This is a genomic window from Nonomuraea rubra (genome assembly GCF_014207985.1).
GTDB lineage: Bacteria > Actinomycetota > Actinomycetes > Streptosporangiales > Streptosporangiaceae > Nonomuraea > Nonomuraea rubra.
Window position 1 is genome coordinate 11,090,393 of sequence record NZ_JACHMI010000001.1, and the last position, 19,612, is coordinate 11,110,004.

Genomic DNA, 19,612 nt, shown 5'->3' on the forward strand with positions numbered 1-19,612 from the left:
TCACCTTGCCGACCTCGCGATCCGTCCGGCGAGCTGGTAGAGCGCCGCCACGCCGCCCCAGCCGAGCAGCGCCAGGAACGTGACCCGGGCGTCCCAGAGGGCGGCGGTGACGGCGATCAGGGCCATGCGCTCCCCGATGGGCAGCACGATCATCTTCTTCAGGTAGCGGGCGATCGTGTCGCGTTCGAGCCGCTGGGCGAGCCTGAGCATGCCGCCGGGGGCGCGGCGCACGTCCTGCGACTCCAGCAGCGACCGCGCGGGCCTGCCCCACATGGCGCCGACGCGGGCGGCGTCGGCTACGGCTCCCGCGTACGTGTAGTCGATGGCGTGCCTGACGACCTGCAGCACCATCGCGGCGACGGCCAGGTACCAGACGTCGGCGGCGGCGGAGCCGAAGGCCAGGCCGACGTAGACGGCGTACTCCTTGAGCCGGTCGGACATGCCGTCGGCCCACGCTCCCAGCGGGGAGAACGTCCGCGTGTAGCGGGCGAGCTGCCCGTCGAGGCAGTCGAGCGCGAACGACAGGTACAGCAGCCCCGCCCCGGCCAGCCGCCCGGCCGGGGTGCCCGCCGAGAACCAGACGGCCGCCAGCAGGGCCAGCCCGGCCGAGATGCCGGTGACCGTGTTGGGGGTGAGCTTGAGCCGTACGCAGGGCTTGATCAGGTGGCGGGTCCAGGAGGAGACGAAGAAGGTGGCGAAGAAGCCGTCGTCCTCCTTCACCGAGGCGTCGAGCCTGACCCTGGCCTCGTCCACCTCGGCCAGCCTGGCCACGGCGGCGTCGGCGGCGTTCTGGCCGGTCACGCGGTCGGCGTGCAGCTGCCCGATGCCCATCGCCCGCACGGTCACGCCCGACCTGACCAGCCCGACCAGCAGCAGGTCCACCGCCTCGACGGGGGTGACGGGGCCGAGCTTGCCCGCTTCCGCCAGCTCGGCCAGCTCCTCGGCGATGTCCGCCAGCGAGGCCAGGTCGGCCTCGCTCGCCTGCAGCACGCCCCTGAACGTGGCGTTCGCCTCGGGGACCAGGTGGAACGAGCTGCCGGCCGCGACGACCCTGCCGCCTTCCACGCGTACGGGCGGGCGCAGCGGCCCGGCGGTGGCGTCGTGCGAGATCAGCGCGGCGGTGCCGCGTGCCGGGTGCTCCAGCAGCACGGCCAGCGCCTCGGTGTGGATCACCAGGTCGCCGGGCAGCACGGCCACGGCGCCCGTGGCCGTGCGCGCGATCTTGGCGACGCCGCGCAGGTCGGCGGCCAGGCCGCCGGCGGCGCTCATCACCTGGATCTCGCGCACGGGCAGCGTGGCGAGCTGGTCGCCGAGGCGGTCGAGCAGCGTGCCGTCACCGCTGTGGAGCCTGCACGCGGGTGTCGTGGCGAGCAGCAGGACCGACGTGGTCGTGCTCTCGCGGGTCAGTGAGTCGGGCAAAGCTCAGGTCTCCTCCCGGTCGGGGTGGAGCACACGGGTCTCGGGGGTGCGTAGACACAGCGTAGCGACAGGTCAACGCGATATCACGGAACAGCACCGTTACGCTGCCGGTATGGATTCACGGCTGCGGTCGGTAGGAGTGCTCCTCGCGGGCGGGGTGGGACAGCGGGTCGGGCGCGACACGCCCAAGCAGCTCATCGAGGTCGCGGGCAGGACGATCATCGAGCATTCGCTGGCGGTGTTCGAGGCCGCACCCGAGATCGACGAGATCGTGGTGCTGATGACGCCCGGGTACGCCGACCGGGTGCGCGAGATCGTCGCTCGCGGCGGATACCGCAAGGTCAGCAAGGTGGTGGACGGCGGTTCGAGCCGTACGGAGAGCACCTGGCGGGCGCTGGCGGCGCTCGGGGCGGAGGAGTGCAACGTGCTGTTGCACGACGCTGTACGCCCCCTCCTGGAGCCCCGGATCATCACGGAGTGTGTCAGGGCGCTGGAGATCCACGAGGCCGTCAACGTGGCGATCCCGAGCTCCGACACGGTCCTCGTGGCGACGCCCGAGGAGTCGATCGGCGAGGTGCTCGACCGGTCGCGGCTGCGGCGCAGCCAGACCCCGCAGTGCTTCCGGCTCTCGGTGATCCGGGAGGCGTACGAGCGGGCGATGGCCGACCCGGGCTTCGCCGGGCTGCCGGCCACCGACGACTGCGGGGTGGTGCTGCGGTACCTGCCCGAGGTGCCGATCCACCTGGTCCAGGGCAGCGAGCGCAACATCAAGGTGACCCATCCGGCCGACCTGCACATCGCGGAGCTGCTCTTCCGGCTGCCCGCGCCCGTGCCGCCCGGCGACAGGGCCGCGCTGGCCGGGCAGGTGATCGTCCTCCTGGGCGAGGCCGAGCCCGCGGGGGAAGCCGGCCGGCACGGCTCCGAGCTGGCGCGGGAGGCCGCCCGGCACGGCGCCGTGGTGCACGTCCTGACCCGGGCCGGTGGCGTGCGGGTGGAGGACTTCGGCTCGGTGGCCAAGGCGCTCGACGACGTGGGCGGGGCCGACCACGTGGTGCTGGTGGCGGGCGGGGGCCACGCCGGCGACCTGGCGCGGGCGAGCGGCGAGACCGTCGCCGACGCGGTCGGCACCGGCCATCTGGGCGCGCTCAACGTCGCCCGCGCCGCCCGCCCGCACCTGCGCGGCAGCCTGCTGCTGCAGGTCCCGCCCGGCTCCGGCGCCCTGCACGAGTCGGGCGCGGCGGCCGTGGCCGGGCTGACCCGGGCGCTGGCCCGCGAATGGGCCTCCGGCGGCATCCGGGTCAACTGCCTCAATACCGGAGCCTCTCCGGTCGTGGCCGCTCAGACCTCGCTGGACATCCTCATCTCCGACCTATCAGGGCAAGTCATAGACGCCCGCGTGGACGGCACTTGACCTGAGGCTTGTTACCGTGCGATCGCATGAGGAGACTCATCGTGATCGCGGCGCTGCTCGGCTGCTACCCGGTGCTGCTGGTGGCGGCGCTGTGGCCGGCTCCGGTGCTGTTCGGGGCGGTGGCCGCGGCCTCGTACCTCGTCGAGTACGCCGCCCCGCGCGCCGCCCGCCCGCTGCCCGAGCTGCTCGCCAAGGTGCACCTGGGGATCACGCTGCGCTTCGCGGCCCGGGAGACCATGGCGCTGCTCCTGGTGGCGCGCACGGCGGGGGCCGAGCTGCCGTGGTTCGCGGCGCTGGCGGCCGGGATGCTGGCGATCCACGCGGTGCGCGCCCTGCACACGGGGCTGGCGCTGCGGCTGCGCCAGATGCTCAGCAGGATGCCGGTGACCACGCGCAACCTCGACGTCTCCGGGCTGCGCATCCCGAGGATGCCGCCGGGGCCGCTGCGCGACGCCGGCAGCGTGGCGTTCCTCTGCCTGGACGCGCTGCCGGTGCTCGGGTCCGTCCTGGGCGTGGTCCCGGCCACGGCCGGCGCGGCGGTGGCGCTCGCGGCCGGCCTGGCGGGGGCGCTCGCCCTCATCCCGTACGTGCGCCGCGCCAGGCCCCTCACCGACCGGGCCAGGGTGCTGGAGGTCGTGGGCGAGCAGGTCGAGAAGTACGGCCCGGAGGTGATCCTCTACTTCTCCGGCGCCACGGCCGCCGCGTACCAGGCCAGGATGTGGCTGCCCACCCTCGAACGCCTGCCCCGGCGCGCCATCGTCGTGCTGCGGGAGCGCGGCATGGCCAGGCACCTGGAGTGCACCGGCCTGCCGATGGTGTGCATCCCGTCGTCGGCCGACCTGATGAGCTTCCGCGCGCTGGCCGGGGCCAAGCTCTGCCTGTACGTCGCCAACGTCGGCAGGAACGTGCACATGCTGCGCATCCCGACCCTGCGCAGCGCGTTCCTCAACCACGGCGACAGCGACAAGGAGGCCTCGTTCAACCCGTTCTCGCGGGTCTACGACGAGGTGTGGGTGGCGGGGCCGGCCGGGCGCGACCGCTACCGCCGGGCCAAGGTGGGCGTCAGGGACGAGAACATCCACGAGGTCGGCCGGCCCCAGCTCCAGGGCATCTCGACAGAGGGGCCGGGGCTGCCGTACCAGACGGTCCTGTACGCGCCCACCTGGGAGGGCTGGAACGACGACCTGTTCCACACCTCGCTGATCACCATGGGCCCGCGCATCGTCCGCGCCCTGCTCGACCACCGGCCCCCGCTGCGCGTGATCTACAAGCCGCACCCGCTCACCGGGCACCGCGACAAGAGCGCCACCCGGGCGCACAGGAAGATCGTCGCCATGATCGAGGCGGCGGAGCTGGCCAAGTCGAAGTCCCGCCACCCCTCCACGACGGCCGGCGCGGCGCCGCACATCAGGCATCTGGTGGTCACCGGGCCGGTGCCGCACCTGTACGACTGCTTCAACGACTGCGACCTGCTGATCAGCGACATCTCCAGCGTGGTGGCCGACTTCCTGGCCAGCGAGAAGCCGTACGCGGTGACGAACGTGGCGGGGCTGCCCGAGCGGGCCTTCCACGAGCGCTATCCGAGCACGGAGGCGGGGGTGCTGCTGGGCGCGGACCTGTCGGGGCTGGCGGAGTTCCTGGACGGGGAGGACACGCTGGCCAGGGCCCGGGTGAAGCTCAGGAGCTACCTGTTCGGGCCGGAGTACCCGGATGCGATGACGCGGTTCAACGCGGCCGTGGAGCGGGTCTTCTCCGGAGGCTGATCTCGGCACCCCGCCGCGGGTACGGCGGGGTGCGGGGGCGGGAGTACGGGGTCAGCGCGGCGGCCGGGCCAGCTTCCTCGGGCTGGTGAGGAAGCCCCAGCCCCACGAGCAGTGCATGGTGGCGTACACCAGCGGCAGCCGCAGCCTGGCGTTCATCGGCAGCCCGCCACCGGTCAGCGCCGAGCCGGCGGCGATGGCCACGGCGTAGCCGCCGGGCACGATCAGCGCGAGCGGGAAGAACGGCGAGACGACCAGGCCGAGCAGCATGGCCAGCACGGCGGCGGGAGGCGCGAGGTAGCGCAGGTTGATCGTGCCCTCGTGGGTGCGCGCGACCACCCGCCGCCAGCGGCCGTAGTGGAAGTACTGCTTGGCCAGCGCCTTCACGTTGGGCCTCGGCCGGTAGGAGACCCGCATGCGCGGCTGGAACCACACGAGGCCGCCCGTCTGGCGGATGCGGTGGTTCATCTCCCAGTCCTGGGCCCGCTGGAAGTGCTCGTCGTAGCCGCCCACGCGGTCGAGCGCCGAGCGGCGGAAGACGCCGAGGTAGACGGTGTCGGCCGGCCCCGCCGTGCCGCCCACGTGGAACGCGGCGGCGCCGACACCGATCTTGGAGGTCATGGCGCACGCGACGGCCTGCTCGAAGGGGGTGATCCCCTCGGCCGCCATGATGCCGCCCACGTTGTCGGCGCCGGTCTCGGCCAGCGTCTCGACGGCCACGCGCAGGTAGTCGTCGGGCAGCATGGCGTGCCCGTCGACCCTGGCGACGATGTCGTTGCGGGAGGCGGCGATGGCCGCGTTGAGCGCGTTGGGGGTGCGGCCCGTCGGGTTGGGCACCACCGTCACCCGCCGGTCGGCCGCCGCGATGGCGTCGGCGACCTCCTGGGTGCGGTCCTGGGACGGACCCACGGCGAGAACGACCTCGATCTCACCGGGGTAGCTCTGGGCGAGGACCATCTCGACGGCCTCGCGGAGGTGCCGCTCCTCGTTGAGGACCGGCATGACGACGGAGATGGGGGGCCAGCCGCGCGTCTGCGCGGGCGCGTGCGGCGAGTCGGGGAACTGCTTCATGGCGGGGCTCACGCTACTGTACGACCGTGGGAGGAGGGCAATCGAAAGGCCGATCCTCCGGGGTGACATAAGGGGGACGGGATGCGCGACCCGGACGAGGAGGACGGCGGTGTGCTCGTGGGCGGAGACGCCTACGGCGACGTCAAGCTGACGACACCCGTCCGCACTCGGCGGCCGCCGCGCAGAAGTGCCAAGGCCCGCCGTCGTAACGTGCTGGCCGCCGGTCTCCTGTCCACCGGCGTGCTGATCACCACGGGCGTGGTGTGGGCGACCCCGCGCCAGATCGGCACGGTCGACGCCGGGGTGACCGCGCCCGCGTCCCGGGGCGCCGAGAACATCCTGCTGGTCGGCGTCGACAAGCGCGACGACCTCACCCGCCAGCAGCAGAACCGGCTCAAGCTGGGCCGCGAGAGCGGCCAGCGCACCGACACGATGATGGTCATCCACCTGTCGGAGGACCACAGCAAGGTCACCGTGGTGAGCCTGCCGCGCGACACCTGGACGACGATCCCCGGCAAGGGCGACCACAAGATCAACTCCGCGTACCAGTTCGGCGGGCCGAAGCTGGCCAAGCAGACCGTGGAGGCGGCCACCGGGCTGGAGATCAACCGCTACATCGAGGTCAACATCCTGGGCTTCATCGACGTCGTCGACTCCCTCGACGGGGTCACCGTCTGCACGCCCGTGCCCATCAACGACACCAAGATCGCGCTCAACCTGCCGGCCGGCACCCACCAGCTCGACGGCGTGCAGGCGCTCGGCTACGCCCGCACCCGCGCCACCGCCCGCTCCGACCTCGACCGCATCGACCGGCAGCAGCAGGTCATCTCGGCGCTGCTGAACCGGGCGCTGAGCGCCGACACGCTGGCGAACCCGGCCAAGCTGGCCTCGTTCGTCAACTCGACGCTGAGCACGGTGAAGGTCGATCCCGACGACGGGCTGCTCGGGCTGGCCACGCAGATGCGGGACGTCTCGCTGACGGACGTGAAGTTCGCCGAGGTGCCGCTGGCCGACGTCGACTTCAAGACCCCCACGGGCGAGTCGGCGGTGTTGTGGGACAAGCAGGCGGCCCGCGACCTGTTCACCAAGATCGACGCGGACCAGGACCCTGCCAAGCCCACGCCGTCCGCCTCCGCCTCCACCTCGGCCTCCCCGAAGCCCTCCGCGATCCCGCCCGGCGAGATCACGCTGGAGGTCAAGAACGGCACGCTGATCACGGGCCTGGGAGCGCGTACGAAGGAGGCGCTGGTCGCCTACGGCTTCAAGGTGCCCGGCAAGCCGGGAAACACCTCGAAGAAGGACTACAAGCGGACCTTCATCCGTTACGGCGCGGCTTTCGAGGCGCAGGCGAAAGTGGTCGCCGCCGCCATTCCCGGTGCGGAGCTGAGGAAGGTGGAGCTCGACGGCATCGAGGTGATCCTGGGCAGCGACCAGCCGAAAGTCCAGCAACAGAAGTCCACTGGCACCCCAACTGCGAAACCGAGTGTTACACCAACCACCAAAACGGCAATGCAGAACATATGTAAGAAATAGGCATAATTATCTGGGTGTCGGGCAGGTGAGGCCCATGGTGGTCAGGCACTGGCGGGAGGAGCCCTGTACGGTTCTGCACGTCGCAGGGGATCTCGACGTCGCGGGCGCGCCCCGGTTGCGCGCGGAGCTGGAGCAGGCGCTGGCGGCGGCCGACCCCCTCAACGTGGTCGTGGATCTCACCGAGGTGCCGTTCTGCGATTCCGTCGGGCTCGGCGTGCTGGTGGCCACGCTCAACCACGTGCAGGAACTGAACGGGCGCATGATCCTGGTCCTCGCGCCCGGAATGATCCGGCATTTGCTGACGATCACCAATCTCGACCGGCATTTCGAGACGAGCCATTCCCTCACCGAGGCGCGGGCCGCGCTGGAGAGCGCCGCCTGAGCGGTAGCGGGTAAACCGGTAAGAGGTGTGCGAGAACATGGTCAGGTCATGTTGGGCACGCCTCTCCACGACCCTTCTCCGAGTCGCGGGAGAGCCCCCTGAGGTGCGGAGGCTTTCACGTTGTTCGACCAGTTCCCCGAGCCTGCGCGCTCCCAGCTTCGCACCGCCTTCGACGAGGGCAGGACGCGGCCTGAGTGGTGCTTCGCGGAAGGGCAGGCCCGCCTGGCCTACTGGGCGCCCTTCCCCGGCTCGGAGCCGGCGATCGTCTGGCAGTTCGACCCCGGCCCCGACCCCGTCGCCGCCGCCGGCCTGCTGCGCGGCAGCCTCGGCGCGATGGGCCTGACCAAGGTGATCCACGACATCTCGCTCCAGCCGGGGCTCGATCCCGTCGTCGATCGCGCGGTCGAGCACGAGGCGCTCGTCGAGGCCGGGTTCGTCATGGAGGTGGAGCGGCTGCTGCTGGAGTGGGTGGCCGGGAGCGACGTTCCCGAGGATCCGGGCAGGCTGACGTACCGGGCCGCGCGCCGCATGGACCCCGCCGAGGTGATCGACCTCCTCGTACGCGTCTCCGAGGGCTCTCTCGACCACGACACGCAGGTGGAGGTGGCCACGTCGGGCGCCGAGAAGGAGGCCCGATGGATGTACGACGACCTGATGAGCCGCAAGGCCAAGCCGAACTGGTTCGTCGTCGGCCACCTCGGTGACTCCCCCGTCGGGCTGGTCGCGCCCGACGACCACTCGATCGCCTACATCGGCGTGGTGCCCGAGCACCGCGGCCACGGCTACGTCGACGACCTGCTGGCCCGGGGCACCCGCACGCTCGCCGAGGCCGGCCTGCAGCGGGTCGTGGCCGCCACCGACGTGGCGAACGTCCCCACCGCCAACGCCTTCCTGCGTGCTGGATACTCGGAGACCGGCCGGTTGTTCCGCTATTACTGGAGGGCATCGTGAGACTCGGCGTCATGTTCGACAGGGGGCTGCCGCCCGAGCAGCTCATCCCGTTCGCGAGAGCGCTCGACGAGACGTCCGTCGACGACCTGTGGGTGGTGGAGGACCTGGGCTGGACGGGCGGCCTGACCTCGGCCGCCACGGCGCTCGCCGTCACCTCCCGGCTGCGCGTCGGCCTGGGCATCGCCCCCGCGCCGCTGCGCAACCCGATGGTGCTGGCGATGGAGCTGGGGAACCTGGCACGGGTGCACCCGGGGCGGCTGGCGGCCGGGATCGGGCACGGCGTGCAGGACTGGATGCGCCAGGTGGGCGCCGCGCCGGCCTCGCCGCTCGCCCTGCTGGAGGAGACCATCACCGCGGTGAGCGCGTTGCTGCGCGGTGAGACCGTCACCCTGCACGGCAGGGAGGTGCACCTCGACGGGGTGTCGCTGGTGCACCCGCCGGCCGAGCCGCCGCCCGTGCTGGCCGGGGTGAAGCGGCCGCGCTCGCTGGCGCTGTCGGGGCGCGTGGCCCAGGGGACGATCGTGCCCGAGGGCGTGGGGCCCGACCAGGTGCCGGGGATCATCGAGACGATCGGGGGCGGCGACGGGCACGAGCTGGTCGTGTTCACGTTCCTGCGCATCGGGTCCGGCGGTGCGGAGGAGGAGCGGGAGATGGTGGCCGGGCAGGCCGGGTTCCTGGGGGTGCCGCCCGCGGACGTGGCGATGGCGTCCGGGACCGCCGAGGAGGCCGCGGCGCACGTCAAGAGCCTGTGGGCGGCCGGGGCCACGTCGGTGGCCGTGCGGCCGATCGGGGCCGACCCGCTGGGGCAGGTGAACGCGCTGCTGTCGGCGCTGTAGCGACCGCCGTCCCGAACCGGCGAGCTGTGCCGCGCCCGCCGGAGCACGACCGGCGGGGCACGGCCGGCGGGCCGTGGCGGGCCTCGCTGAAGCCCGGCCGAATGGCCGATGGGGAGTCGGCCGGACGGTCGATGGCCGGGGCGGGTCGCTCGGCCACGATCGGTGCCATGAGGCAGATGGCGGTATTCGCGGCATGCGCGGCGCTCCTGGCGGCAGTGAGCACCGGTTGCGGCGTGGACCTGGCAGCCGAAGAGGTCCACGCCGCCCAGTCGTTCCCCTTCACCGGGACCGACCTGAAGATCAACGCCTCCCTGGGCGGCGTCCGCGTCCTCCAGGGCACCGGCGGCGCCGTACAGGTGGAACGGTGGGTGCGCGGCAAGGCGGCCGACGCCCCCGCCTGGTCCCTGCGCGACGGCACCCTGCGGCTGAGCGCCGACTGCAACCTCGTCTTCGGCGACTGCGGCGCCCGCTACCACGTCAGGGTGCCGCCCGGCGTCCGCCTCTCGATCGACGTGGTGGACGGGCTCATCCTGAACGGCCTCACCCAGGACGTGGCCGCGAGGAGCCGGGAGCGCATCGAGGTCACGGGCGCCTCGGGCCGGCTGCGGCTGCGCAGCGACGGCTCGATCACCGCCGAGGGGCTCACCTCCGGGTACGTGCGCTGCCGCACCTCGGACGGGGCCATCGACGTGGCCTTCGCCGCTCCGCCCGCCACCCTCGACCTGCGCTCGCGCGACGGCAGGGTGACGGCCAGGGTGCCCTCGGGCCCGTACGCGGTGACGGCCAGGAGCACGGAGGGCAGCACGCGTTCCGAGGTCGAGAACGACCGGAAGGGCGAGCGGAAGATCGCGGCCACCAGCACGACCGGCGACGTCCGGATCCTGACGAAGTGACGGCGCGCGGGCGGGGTACGGGGGCGCCACCCAGCGACCCGGCGGCGCCTGCCGTCCGACCGCACCCGTCCGGCCGCGCGCCCGCGGCGGCTACTGCCAGATGGCGGCGTACTTGCCGTTCTCCGCGTTGACCTGCACCGGCGCGAGCCCCTTCGCCTTGAGGTCGTCGAACCGCTTCTGGTAGCCGGACGCGCTCATGTCCACGTAGTGGGCCCAGGACTTCACCCCGTCCTTGCGCCACACCGCCGCGTACGTGCCGTCGGGCGCCACGGCGATCCTGACCGGCCGGAAGCCCTTCTCCTTCTTGGCGTAGAACTCGGCCTCGTGCTGCTTGAGCGACTTGCCGTAGGTGTACTGCCAGGCACCCCCGCTGCCGGCGCTCCACACGCCGACGTACCGGATGTCGCCCGGCGTGCCGTACGCGTCCACCGAGGTCAGCGCGAGCCCCTTCCCGGCGGCCTCCTTGTTGGCGGCGGCGAAGCCCGCCGGGGTGAGGCCGGACTTGGCCAGGAACGCGCCGCGCTTCTTCTCGAAGACGGCGGTGAACACGGGCGCGTCGGCCGGCCCGGTGGCCGAGACGGACGTCGGCTGCGCCCCCTCCTCCAGCCCGGCGTCGAACCGCTTCTGGAACCCGTCGGCCGACATGCCCTGCCAGATGCCCCACTTGCCGGACGAACCGCCCTTGACCCAGACGGCGGCGTACCGCTCCCCGTCCGAAACGTTTACCGTGATCGGCCGGTAACCCTGATCCTTGAGCTGCTTCACCCTGGCGACGCTCTGGCTCGCGCTCAGGTTGTGGTAGGCGACCCAGGCCGGCGCCGCCTGCGCCGTGGCCGCCGTCGCCGGGACGGCGGCCCCGGCCAGCACGGACGTGATGATCGCGATCTTCCCCGTGGTCCGCATGACCCTCCCATGCAGGATTGTTTACTCGTTCAAGGGATTGAGGCACGACCCTAACAGCCCTGACTGACCGGCCGCAGGCCGCCTGTCATGGACGGCGGCAGTGTCAGCCGAGGCGCTCGAAGGGCGTCGGGGACTGCCCCGTCCAGCGGTAGAGCTGGGCGTGAGCGGTGTGCTTGGAGACGCCGTCCTCCGTGACCTTGCCGGCCTTGGCCACGTAGTAGCGGCCGTCGCCCAGCGAGATCAGCCCGTACTCGCCGGTGAACTGCCAGCCCCTGACCCCGGTCGCGGCGTCCTCGAGCCCGCCGGGCGCCAGCGTGAGGAGCCGGCCGCGCTCGGGCTGCGGCTGGCCGGCGAGCTCGCCCGTCCTGGGGCGCGCGCCGCCGTCCACCATGAAGAAGGTGTAGTTCGGGAACTGCGGCTTGGTGCCCTTGTAGACGGCCATCATCCAGTTGCCGGTGTGCTCGTCGTACTCGAGGTTCTGCACGCCGTAGGTGGTGTTGCCGGTGTAGGCGAAGTACTTGCCGTCCACCCGCTCGGGGCCGCTCCGGTGCGGGGCGCTCTCCGTCAGGGGGCGCTCGTACTTCTTCCACTGCTGGATGTCGTACTGGAGCAGGACCTGGTAGTCGTTGTCCTGGCGGGTGGTGTTGGCGTAGATGCCGTAGGCGACGGTCAGCCTCTGCTTGCCGTGCTTCCTGCCGAACTCGGGGCCGAACGAGACGCCGTCGATGCCGCTGCAGCCGTAGCGGTGGTCGGGGGTGTTGCCGACGTTGCCGTCGAACGTGCCGTCCCCGTTCATGTCGGCCACGTAGTCGGCCACGACCTCCTTCAGGTACACGGTCTTGACCACGTCCGTGGTCTGGGCGTTCATGTCGGGCTCGGTGATCCGGTCCACATCGAAGATCGCGATGTAGAACGACTCCTGCTCCTTGTACTCCAGCGAGCCGTACACGCGGCCGTCCTGGGGGTTGAGGTCGAGGTCGCCCAGGTGGCCGGTGAAGCCGGTCACGGAGCCGATGAGCTTGCCCTGGAGGTCCGTCTTGACCAGGAGGTTGGTGAAGGAGAAGTACATGTACCCCTTGCGCCGGTCGATGGCCATGCCCTGGACGTGGCCGGCCGTCCAGGCGCCGCCGTAGATCTCCGACGGCAGGTCGCGGGGACGGTCGGCGGCGCCGGCCGGGGTGGCGGTGAGGAGGGCGAGGGCGGAGGTGGCGGCGAGGGTGAGTGTCAGGACCTTGCGCATGGTGCGGTAACCCGTCTTCGGCGTTCAATGATCAAATGCCGACGGTATACCGACCCGATGCTTATGTCTGACAATCTCCTGAACTGTCAGTGAAGTGACGCAGAACCTCACTCGACCGCAGTTCTGACGCTCAATGCCCGATATGCGGCCTCGGGGAAGGCGCCAGCGCGGATCTCGCGCAGCAGCTCACGCCACGGCTGCGCCCACCCCGACCTGACCCCGGCCGACGACGCCAGCTCGGTGGCCAGCAGCGCTCCCACCTCCCCCTCCCCGGCCAGCCACCGCGCGTGCGGCAGCAGGCGCTCGGCCGGCACGTCCTCGGCCGACCCCGCGAGCAGCTCGCCCACCTGGACGGCGGCCAGCACGCCCGGGACCGTCCCGGCCAGCCGCGCCAGGACGTCGCGCGGGGCGTCGTCCCAGTCCACAGTGGCGGCCAGCAGCTCGGTCGCCAGAGCCGCGGGCAGCTCCCCCGCCACCTGCGGCACGATCTCCTTCACCTGCTCCGGGTCCTCACGGTGCAGCAGGCACAGGGCCCGTACGAGCGCGCCGAGCCGCTGCGCGGCCGGGCGGTCGCGGCCGGCCCCGGCATCCGGCTCGTCCGGCGCGGCGGCGAGCGTCCGCACCGTCCGCCGCAGCTCCTCCAGCCCGGGCCCGGAGCTCGCCCCCGCCACCAGCCCGCGGGCGGCCTGCCGCCACTCGCCGGCCTCCCCGAGGTCGCGGACGATCTCGGCCAGCCGTTCCCGAGCCCCCGGCGCGTGAGCCACCCAGGGGGTCAGCGCGTCGACCGCGAGCATCCGGGTCACCTGATCCGCCGCCCGCGTGGCGGCCACGATCAGCTCCCCGTACGCGGCCCGCCACCGCTCCGGCACCGCCGGCGGCCGCGTGCCGAGCACCGGTGCCGCCAGGTCCCCCGCCACCGTCACCGCCTCCCTCAGCACGTCCCAGGCCGCGGGCTCGGACAGCAGCTCCAGGGCCGCCGACACGATCGCCACCCGGACGTCCTTGTGCTGGCCCGCCGCGCTCCACAACTCCCGCAGCCTGCCCATCGCGCCGGGCACCCGGTGCCTGGCCAGCAGCCGGACCGCTTCCTTGCGCGCGGTGACCTTGCCGCCGGCCAGCACCGGCTCCAGCGCCGCCCCCAGCTCCGCCGGCCGTACGAACCTGGCCGCCCGCACCGCCCCGTACACCGCCACGTGCGCGTCGTTCCCGCCCGCGTGCGCGAGCAGACCGGCCAGCGCGTCCTGCGGCCGTGCCGTCCACGGCAGCGCGGTCAGCGCCGCCCGCCGCAGCACGGCATCCGCCCCGTCCTCCAGGAACGGACGCAGCCACTCCGCCTCCACCGCGGGCACCTCACCCGCCATCCGCACGGCGTACGCCCGCTCGTGCATGGGCAGCCTGCCGTTCCTCGCGACGCGCTCCAGCAGCCGCAGGTACGCCGTGCGCTGCCGGGCCGTCCACCGCCGCACGGCCGCACGCGGGGCGTACCTGACCTGCCGCGTCCCGCTCTTGGCGAACCGGCCCACCGGATCGCGCCTGCCCAGCGCGGCCTGGAGCAGGTCGGTACGCTGCCAGGCCAGCACGTCGAACACCTTGCGGAGCGCCACGGTCGACGGATCCAGCTCCAGCAGGCCGGCCACCCTCTCGCCCTTGGTGCGCGGCGGCTCCAGCCAGCACTCGATCGCCCGGACCGCGTCCGAGTCCCTGACCGCGGTCAGCGCGCGTTCCAGGGCCTGCCGCAGCTCCGGCAGCTCCCAGCCGCGCCGGCCGAGCGCCGAGGCCAGCAGGAAGGCCAGCTCGTGGCGGTCATGCGCGGCCTCCGCCTCCAGGAAGGGGGCCAGCCTGCGCACCAGCACGGCTTCCTGGCCGCGCCGCAACCAGTGCGAGAGCTGCCCGAAGCCGAACTGCCCGAGCGGGAGCGTCCCCACGTCGCCGGTCAGCCGCTCGAAGATCCGCAGGGCACACTCCAGCAGGGCGGGCTCGTCCCGCCTCGCGCCCTGCCCGAACAGCAGGACGGCCAGGCGGGAGAGGGAGTACCTGGTCTGGTACGAGCAGTCGCGGGCGGCCAGCGCGTCCTCGGCCAGCCTGTCGAGAAGGGGCACGTGGGCGGCCTGGAAGAGCGCGCCGGGGATCCCTGTCAGCGCGGTGATCGCCGCGTGGCGCACCGGGTCCTGCTCGTTGCGGAGGCGTTCCAGTGCCTTGGCCAGCCGCGTGAGGGTCTCGGGGTCGCGGTCGCGGCCGGCGCAGGCGATCAGGTTGATGTAACCGTTGGCGCGGTCGGTGGCGTCGGAGCGGCGCGTGGCCTCCCGCAGTACCGGCTCCGCCTCGTCGTACGGGAGGAAGGCCGTGGTCTCCAGCGTGCGCAGCGGGAGTTCGGCGACGACCCGCAGCCCGAGCATGCGGCGGGCCTCGGCGACGCGGCGACGCAGGGGCAGCACGTCCAGCAGCTCGTCGGAGAGGACCCGCTGGGAGAGATCGACGCCCCGCATCGCCGCCGTGAACACCGCGTCCCTGCGGCTGGGCGGCACCGCGCGCAGGAGGTTGATCAACGCGTCCGCGTCGTCGCTGTCGCGCACCGCCCGGCCCAGCTCGCCCAGCCGCTCGTCGGTGAGCCCCGGCAGCCTCCGCCGCACGGATCGGCGCCCGAGCAGCTCCGCGAGCTGGTGCTGCCGGCCGGGGACGAGGTAGATGGCCAGCGTCCGGTCCGGGTCGGCGTCCAGGAGCAGCCCCGCGCAGCGCCACGGCCTGGGTGTCCAGTGGCGTTCCAGCAGCGCGATCACCCGCTCGGTGGCGTACCGGGCGGCGACCTCGACGCCGGGCGCGAACGCCGGCCACCACGCGTCGCGCAGGTGGCCGGGCAGGCCGGCGAGCACCCGCTCGGCGTGGTCGAGCACGAGGAGCGGGTGCCGCCTGGCCGGCGTCGCCCAGCCGGGCACCGCGTGGGCGAGGTCCGCCAGCCGGGCGGCGACCGCCTCTGGCCCGCACGCCGGGAGCAGGCTCGCGGCCTCCCGGTCGCCCCACCGCTCGTGCACCTCGTCGATCAGCAGCTCGGCCAGGTCGGTGCGGTGGTGCCGCCTGATGGCGCGGTAGGCGGTCATGCGGTGTTCCGCGGGGGCGGTGCGGGCGATCTCCACGATGGGGGCGGCGGGGGCGCCGAGGGCGACGGCCTGGGCGATCGCGTATCGGGAGATGTCGGGATCCGGGTCGGTCATCGCGTGGGTGACGTAGGTGAGGTCCTTGGCCGCGGCGGCCAGCCGGATGGCGAGCGACCGCTCGTACTGACCGCCCTCGGCCAGGCTCTCCAGCAGCCCGGCCAGCTCGGAACGGCCGGACACGTCCTGAGCGCCGGATACCTCGGGGCGGCCGGACACCTCCTGAGCGCCGGTTACCGAGGGGCGGGTGGACAGCTCGCGGGCGCGGGCGGCGAGGTGGCGGCAGCGCTGTCCGTGGGACAGCGGCTCCACCTCGTCGAGCAGCTCCTCAAGTCGCATATGTCGTCACCTCTGCTTGTGCTCGATCAGAAGGGCCTGCATATCCTCGCGGAGCTGCCCGTCGGGCTCCACCGCGTGCGCCGCCCGCACCCACGCGACGGCGTCCTCCGGCGACTCCGGCCACGCCTGCGGTCCCAGCCAGGCCCGCAACGCCCGCACCGCGCCCCGCCGCACCGGTACGCGGCGGTTGCGCAGCGCCGCCCGGATGAGCGGCAGGCCCACACCCGGATGCGACTCCAGCGCCTTGACCACGATCTCCAGCGCCATCTCGTGATGCTCGCCGATGACCCGGTCGCCCGGCCCGTTGGCCAGGTCGTCCAGCGGCAGCAGTTCCTCGGCGAGCGCGGCCAGCACCTCCGGCTCGGCCAGGCGGGTCAGCCCCTGCCAGGCGAAGACGTCGCAGGCGTCCGCCCTGAGCCGGGCCACGACCTGCGGCAGGATCGGCAGGCCCAGCGCGGACGCGCAGCGCTGGGCCCGCGAGAAGTCCGCGCCCTCGGGGTCCGCCACGCCCGCCAGCGCCAGTTCGGCCCAGCGCGGCTGCGCGAGCACGTCCGCGTAGCGCCGCCGCAGTGCCGCCACGTCGCCGGGCGCCCAGTGCTCGGGAGGTCGCCGCAGGTCGCGGCGGACGGTCAGGAGGTGGTCGAGACGCTGGAGCGTGGCTTCCCTGGTCGTGACCAGGTCGGCGTAGCGGGCCAGGGCCGGCACCGCCTCGCCGTACGCGCTGATGCCCGTGGTGGGGCCGCCCTCGCCGCGGACCAGCGCGGCCAGGATGCCGCCCGCGCCGTCCACCAGCGCGTCGTCGGGCTCCGGGTCGAGGAGGGCCGAGTACAGGTCGCCGGTCGTGGCGGCGAGCGGCGCCAGGTACTCGTCCATGACACGGTTGCGGAAGCCCTCGCGCAGCAGCCACGCCTTGACCTCGGGGTCGTCGCTGCCTTCGAGGCGTTCCACGGCGTGGATGCGACCCCAGCCGGTCACCCGCCGGGCCAGCTCGAACACCGCCCGTTCCCGTTCCCGGGGCGGCTGGGTGCGCAGCAGGGCGACGACCGCGTACAGGGTGAACTCCTCCAGTGTGCCGAGCAGGAGCAGCAGCTCGCGGTCCCGCTCGTCGCCCGACGCGCCGACGAGCACGATGCCGATCTTGACGGCCTCGCGGCGCGTGCCGTACTCGGCCAGCCACCGGCCGGCCTCGTACACCTGCCGCCTGCTCAGCTCCCTGCGTGCCAGCTCGCGTACCAGCTCGTCGCAGAGCTCCAGCGCGCGGGCCTCCGCCAGGCGGTCGTGCAGCCTCTCGTACGGGGCCCGCTCCCGCAGCAGCTCCACGACCTCCCGGACCGTGTCGAGGTCGGGGGTGAAGCGGAAGTGGTGGGTGCGGACGCCGTCCATGACGACGGAGGGCATGTGCACCTTGCCGTCGTCCTGGCGAGGGGGCTCGTCGGGCAGGTCCATGGCATGCGGCGGCCAGGGGCCGGGGCCGTGCAGGGAGGACATGGAGATCGCGTGTGCGAGGAAGGTGAGCCCGTCTCCGTGGCTCCGCTTCCTCGTGCCGGGGTTCACCGGCTGGGGCGGTGGCCGCCCTTCCCGTGGGAAATCATGGAGGTCATGATGCCGCAGCGGATCCGGTCCGCGCCACCCACTTTCCGCCGGGGAACGGAGTCAGCCGAGCCGCGCCGAAGCCGCCGCCCAACCCGGTCTCACGAGACGGCCACCAGCTCCACCTCGAACCCGTCCGAGTCCTCCAGGTAGGCGGCGTAGTGCTCCTCGCCGCCGGCGTGCGGGTGCCGGTCCTGGAACAGCAGCGTCCAGCCGTACGCGGGCGCCTGCGCCACCAGGGCGTCCACCCGCTCGCGGCTTCCCGCGTGAAAGGCCAGGTGGTTCAGGCCGGGGCGGCGGCGGTCGTGGTGGGCGGCGGTGAGGGCGGGCGACTGCTCGATGACGAGGTACGTCTCCCCCAGCCGCCAGCTCCGCCCGTCCGCCCAGTTCTGGTGCAGCGTGTAGCCGAGCTGTTCGAGCAGCCACTGCCAGCTCGCCACGGCGCGCCGCAGGTCGGGGACCCAGAGCTCGACGTGGTGCAGCAGGCCGGTGGCGGGGGCTTCGGTCATGGGAGGACCCTATGGCCAGTCGAGGCCTATGAAGAGCCGATCGGCTTCGCTGAGGTAACGCCTGCTCCGGGCGTGGATCGTGCCGTCCGCTCCGCAGGTGAACGACCAGATCCTGTCCCCGCTCTGCGGCAGGTACCGGGGCCACCAGGTGCGGCGGCGCGGCCTGGCGGGCTCCTCGACCGGGTCGGCGGTGACGCCGTAGTGGTGCGCGAGCCGCGGGAGGCGGCGAATCAGCTCGGCCCTGTCGTCGAAGTCCCATTCGTCCCCATCGGGCTGAGCATGCGGGGTCAGGAAGGGGAAGGTTCTCTTGACCCCGCGCGCCTCGACGGCGTCCTTCAGGACGCTCACGTCCAGGCCGGTCGCCCGCTCGTAGGCGCGCCCGCTCACGTAGGAGAACAGCTCGAACTCCGGATAGAACTCGTCCGGCCATCGCGAGCGCCTGGTGAGCGTGACCCGCCTGAGCCTGATCCGGCCGTCGCCGGTCGTGCGCTCGTGGCGGTAAGTGCGCGACAGCTCGTGGAGCCGCTGTACGGCGGGCAGCTCAAGAACGCGATCGGGGCAGCCGACGACCTTCTCGAAATCGTCTCTCCCGAGGCTGATCAGCCAGTCGGCGAAGAACTCGAACGCGTTGGAGGACCCGCGCCCGGTGATGGCCATGCACACGGCGTACAGGTCCCAGGTGCAGGCACGGTTACGGCAGAGCGTGAACCAGACGTCGTAGTCCACGATCTCCTCGGCGGGCAGGCCGGACAGGTGGTTCTCCAGCCATTCCAGCCGCGCCTGCCGGGTGCCGGTCTCCGTGGTGGAGCGCTCGACCACGGCCCAGAAGCCGTCGATGTCCATGGCCCATGATCATGGCAGGTCGCCGGAGGCGGCGTGCCACCGCTCGGCCGCGCGGACCATGTCCTCGCTGATCTGCCGCAGGAGCCGGCCCGTCCGCTCCAGCCGCGCGCCGGCGGGGGTGGCGGGACCGAGGGCGTCGGCGCCGTCGTGCGCGAAGTCGGCGAGGCGGGCGTTCTTGCGGGCGTTGGCCAGCCAGGACTGGTGCCAGATGTCGCCGTCGATCACGTACCGGTCGCGGCGGCGCCGGGGGTCGCGCTCGCGCCTGATCAGGTGCTGCTCTTCGAGCTGGCCGACGGCCTTGGAGATGGAGGCCGGGCTGACCTGGAGGCGCTGGACGAGCTCCGCAGCCGTGAGGCTGCCGCTGTCGGTGATGTACAGGCAGGCGAGGACGCGGGCGGGCGTACGGGTCAGGCCGGTGTCCACCAGCATGGCCGTGAAGCGTTCCGCCAGCACCCTGATCGTCTCCGGGTCGCGGCCGTGCTCGTCGGCCGCGGGCGCCGGGCGCGGCCGGGCCGGCTTGCCGCGGCGGGCCCGGCCGGCGGTCGCGTTGTGGGCCCGGTCGGCCTGGTAGTCGCGCGCACCGCCGTTGCGCGTCACCTCGCGGGTGACGGTGGAGACCGGACGCTGGAGGCGCCGGGCGATCTCGGTGTACGTGAGCCCGTCCGCCAGTCCCTGCGCGATGATCCGGCGTTCGTCGTGAGTGAGCCTGCCGCCCGGCATGTGTCGTCCGCCTCCTGAGCTGGTACCTGATGACCAGTGTTGCCTTCGACGGCATCTCATTGC

At 72.8% G+C, this 19,612-nt stretch carries 16 protein-coding genes; 7 read left to right on the forward strand and 9 right to left on the reverse strand.

Annotated features, from left to right (window positions below; translation table 11 throughout):
• Positions 1 to 1,419 (reverse strand): CDP-alcohol phosphatidyltransferase family protein, encoded by a 1,419-nt coding sequence (locus HD593_RS64055; RefSeq protein WP_185110004.1) that lies wholly within the window; start codon positions 1,417 to 1,419, stop codon positions 1 to 3.
• A 112-nt stretch (positions 1,420 to 1,531) separates the two neighbouring features.
• On the opposite strand from HD593_RS64055, the gene HD593_RS50540 reads away from it, so the two are divergent.
• Both HD593_RS50540 and HD593_RS64060 read left to right on the forward strand, forming a co-directional pair.
• Positions 1,532 to 2,830, forward strand: coding sequence for a bifunctional cytidylyltransferase/SDR family oxidoreductase (locus tag HD593_RS50540; protein ID WP_185110005.1), 1,299 nt, complete (start codon positions 1,532 to 1,534; stop codon positions 2,828 to 2,830).
• Between the two features lie 26 nt (positions 2,831 to 2,856).
• Positions 2,857 to 4,593, forward strand: coding sequence for a CDP-glycerol glycerophosphotransferase family protein (locus tag HD593_RS64060; RefSeq protein WP_221525375.1), 1,737 nt, complete (start codon positions 2,857 to 2,859; stop codon positions 4,591 to 4,593).
• 51 nt (positions 4,594 to 4,644) lie between these two features.
• Here the strand turns inward: HD593_RS64060 and HD593_RS50550 are convergent, their stop codons facing one another.
• Positions 4,645 to 5,661 (reverse strand): glycosyltransferase family 2 protein, encoded by a 1,017-nt coding sequence (locus tag HD593_RS50550; RefSeq protein ID WP_185110006.1) that lies wholly within the window; start codon positions 5,659 to 5,661, stop codon positions 4,645 to 4,647.
• Positions 5,662 to 5,742: 81 nt separating this feature from the next.
• On the opposite strand from HD593_RS50550, the gene HD593_RS50555 reads away from it, so the two are divergent.
• The 5 genes from HD593_RS50555 (at position 5,743) to HD593_RS50575 (ending at position 10,256) form a co-directional block, all read left to right on the forward strand.
• The gene (locus HD593_RS50555; protein WP_185110007.1) at positions 5,743 to 7,194 is read left to right on the forward strand and encodes an LCP family protein; all 1,452 of its coding nucleotides are present in this window, start codon (positions 5,743 to 5,745) and stop codon (positions 7,192 to 7,194) included.
• Positions 7,195 to 7,228: 34 nt separating this feature from the next.
• On the forward strand, positions 7,229 to 7,576 hold the full coding sequence (locus tag HD593_RS50560) for an STAS domain-containing protein (RefSeq protein WP_185110008.1): 348 nt from the start codon (positions 7,229 to 7,231) through the stop codon (positions 7,574 to 7,576).
• 120 nt (positions 7,577 to 7,696) lie between these two features.
• Positions 7,697 to 8,527 (forward strand): GNAT family N-acetyltransferase, encoded by an 831-nt coding sequence (locus HD593_RS50565; RefSeq protein WP_185110009.1) that lies wholly within the window; start codon positions 7,697 to 7,699, stop codon positions 8,525 to 8,527.
• Positions 8,524 to 9,363, forward strand: coding sequence for an LLM class flavin-dependent oxidoreductase (locus HD593_RS50570; RefSeq protein ID WP_312904331.1), 840 nt, complete (start codon positions 8,524 to 8,526; stop codon positions 9,361 to 9,363). Before HD593_RS50565 ends, HD593_RS50570 begins: the two co-directional genes overlap by 4 nt.
• Positions 9,364 to 9,539: 176 nt before the next feature.
• Complete coding sequence (locus HD593_RS50575) at positions 9,540 to 10,256, forward strand: DUF4097 family beta strand repeat-containing protein (protein WP_185110010.1); 717 nt, start codon at positions 9,540 to 9,542, stop codon at positions 10,254 to 10,256.
• 90 nt (positions 10,257 to 10,346) lie between these two features.
• Here HD593_RS50575 and HD593_RS50580 read toward each other — a convergent pair whose 3' ends face one another.
• The 7 genes from HD593_RS50580 to HD593_RS50610 all read right to left on the reverse strand — a co-directional run bounded on the left by HD593_RS50580 (position 10,347) and on the right by HD593_RS50610 (position 19,549).
• On the reverse strand, positions 10,347 to 11,159 hold the full coding sequence (locus HD593_RS50580) for a hypothetical protein (protein ID WP_185110011.1): 813 nt from the start codon (positions 11,157 to 11,159) through the stop codon (positions 10,347 to 10,349).
• A gap of 103 nt (positions 11,160 to 11,262) precedes the next feature.
• Positions 11,263 to 12,399: a hypothetical protein gene (locus tag HD593_RS50585; RefSeq protein WP_185110012.1), complete on the reverse strand. Its 1,137-nt coding sequence runs from the start codon at positions 12,397 to 12,399 to the stop codon at positions 11,263 to 11,265.
• 107 nt (positions 12,400 to 12,506) lie between these two features.
• Positions 12,507 to 15,887: a hypothetical protein gene (locus tag HD593_RS50590; RefSeq protein ID WP_185110013.1), complete on the reverse strand. Its 3,381-nt coding sequence runs from the start codon at positions 15,885 to 15,887 to the stop codon at positions 12,507 to 12,509.
• Positions 15,888 to 15,893: 6 nt separating this feature from the next.
• Positions 15,894 to 17,375 carry a hypothetical protein gene (locus HD593_RS50595; RefSeq protein ID WP_185110014.1) on the reverse strand — a complete coding sequence of 494 codons (1,482 nt, stop codon included), beginning with the start codon at positions 17,373 to 17,375 and terminating at the stop codon, positions 15,894 to 15,896.
• Positions 17,376 to 17,578: 203 nt separating this feature from the next.
• Positions 17,579 to 17,986: a VOC family protein gene (locus HD593_RS50600; protein WP_185110015.1), complete on the reverse strand. Its 408-nt coding sequence runs from the start codon at positions 17,984 to 17,986 to the stop codon at positions 17,579 to 17,581.
• A gap of 9 nt (positions 17,987 to 17,995) precedes the next feature.
• Positions 17,996 to 18,829, reverse strand: a complete 834-nt coding sequence (locus HD593_RS50605) for a DUF4240 domain-containing protein (RefSeq protein ID WP_185110016.1) — start codon at positions 18,827 to 18,829, stop codon at positions 17,996 to 17,998.
• Positions 18,830 to 18,838: 9 nt separating this feature from the next.
• A complete protein-coding gene (locus tag HD593_RS50610; protein WP_185110017.1) occupies positions 18,839 to 19,549 on the reverse strand; it encodes a GbsR/MarR family transcriptional regulator in 711 nt (236 codons plus the stop codon).
• Between the last annotated feature and the right edge of the window lie 63 nt (positions 19,550 to 19,612).

Coding starts and splice junctions, on each gene's coding strand:
- HD593_RS50555 (WP_185110007.1), top strand. CDS start 5,743: ATGCGCGACCCGGACGAGGAGGACGGCGGTGTGCTCGTGGGCGGAGAC.
- HD593_RS50575 (WP_185110010.1), top strand. CDS start 9,540: ATGGCGGTATTCGCGGCATGCGCGGCGCTCCTGGCGGCAGTGAGCACC.
- HD593_RS50560 (WP_185110008.1), top strand. CDS start 7,229: ATGGTGGTCAGGCACTGGCGGGAGGAGCCCTGTACGGTTCTGCACGTC.
- HD593_RS50595 (WP_185110014.1), bottom strand. CDS start 17,375: ATGTCCTCCCTGCACGGCCCCGGCCCCTGGCCGCCGCATGCCATGGAC.
- HD593_RS50540 (WP_185110005.1), top strand. CDS start 1,532: ATGGATTCACGGCTGCGGTCGGTAGGAGTGCTCCTCGCGGGCGGGGTG.
- HD593_RS50590 (WP_185110013.1), bottom strand. CDS start 15,887: ATGCGACTTGAGGAGCTGCTCGACGAGGTGGAGCCGCTGTCCCACGGA.
- HD593_RS50605 (WP_185110016.1), bottom strand. CDS start 18,829: ATGGACATCGACGGCTTCTGGGCCGTGGTCGAGCGCTCCACCACGGAG.
- HD593_RS50610 (WP_185110017.1), bottom strand. CDS start 19,549: ATGCCGGGCGGCAGGCTCACTCACGACGAACGCCGGATCATCGCGCAG.
- HD593_RS64060 (WP_221525375.1), top strand. CDS start 2,857: ATGAGGAGACTCATCGTGATCGCGGCGCTGCTCGGCTGCTACCCGGTG.
- HD593_RS50600 (WP_185110015.1), bottom strand. CDS start 17,986: ATGACCGAAGCCCCCGCCACCGGCCTGCTGCACCACGTCGAGCTCTGG.
- HD593_RS50585 (WP_185110012.1), bottom strand. CDS start 12,399: ATGCGCAAGGTCCTGACACTCACCCTCGCCGCCACCTCCGCCCTCGCC.
- HD593_RS50580 (WP_185110011.1), bottom strand. CDS start 11,159: ATGCGGACCACGGGGAAGATCGCGATCATCACGTCCGTGCTGGCCGGG.
- HD593_RS50550 (WP_185110006.1), bottom strand. CDS start 5,661: ATGAAGCAGTTCCCCGACTCGCCGCACGCGCCCGCGCAGACGCGCGGC.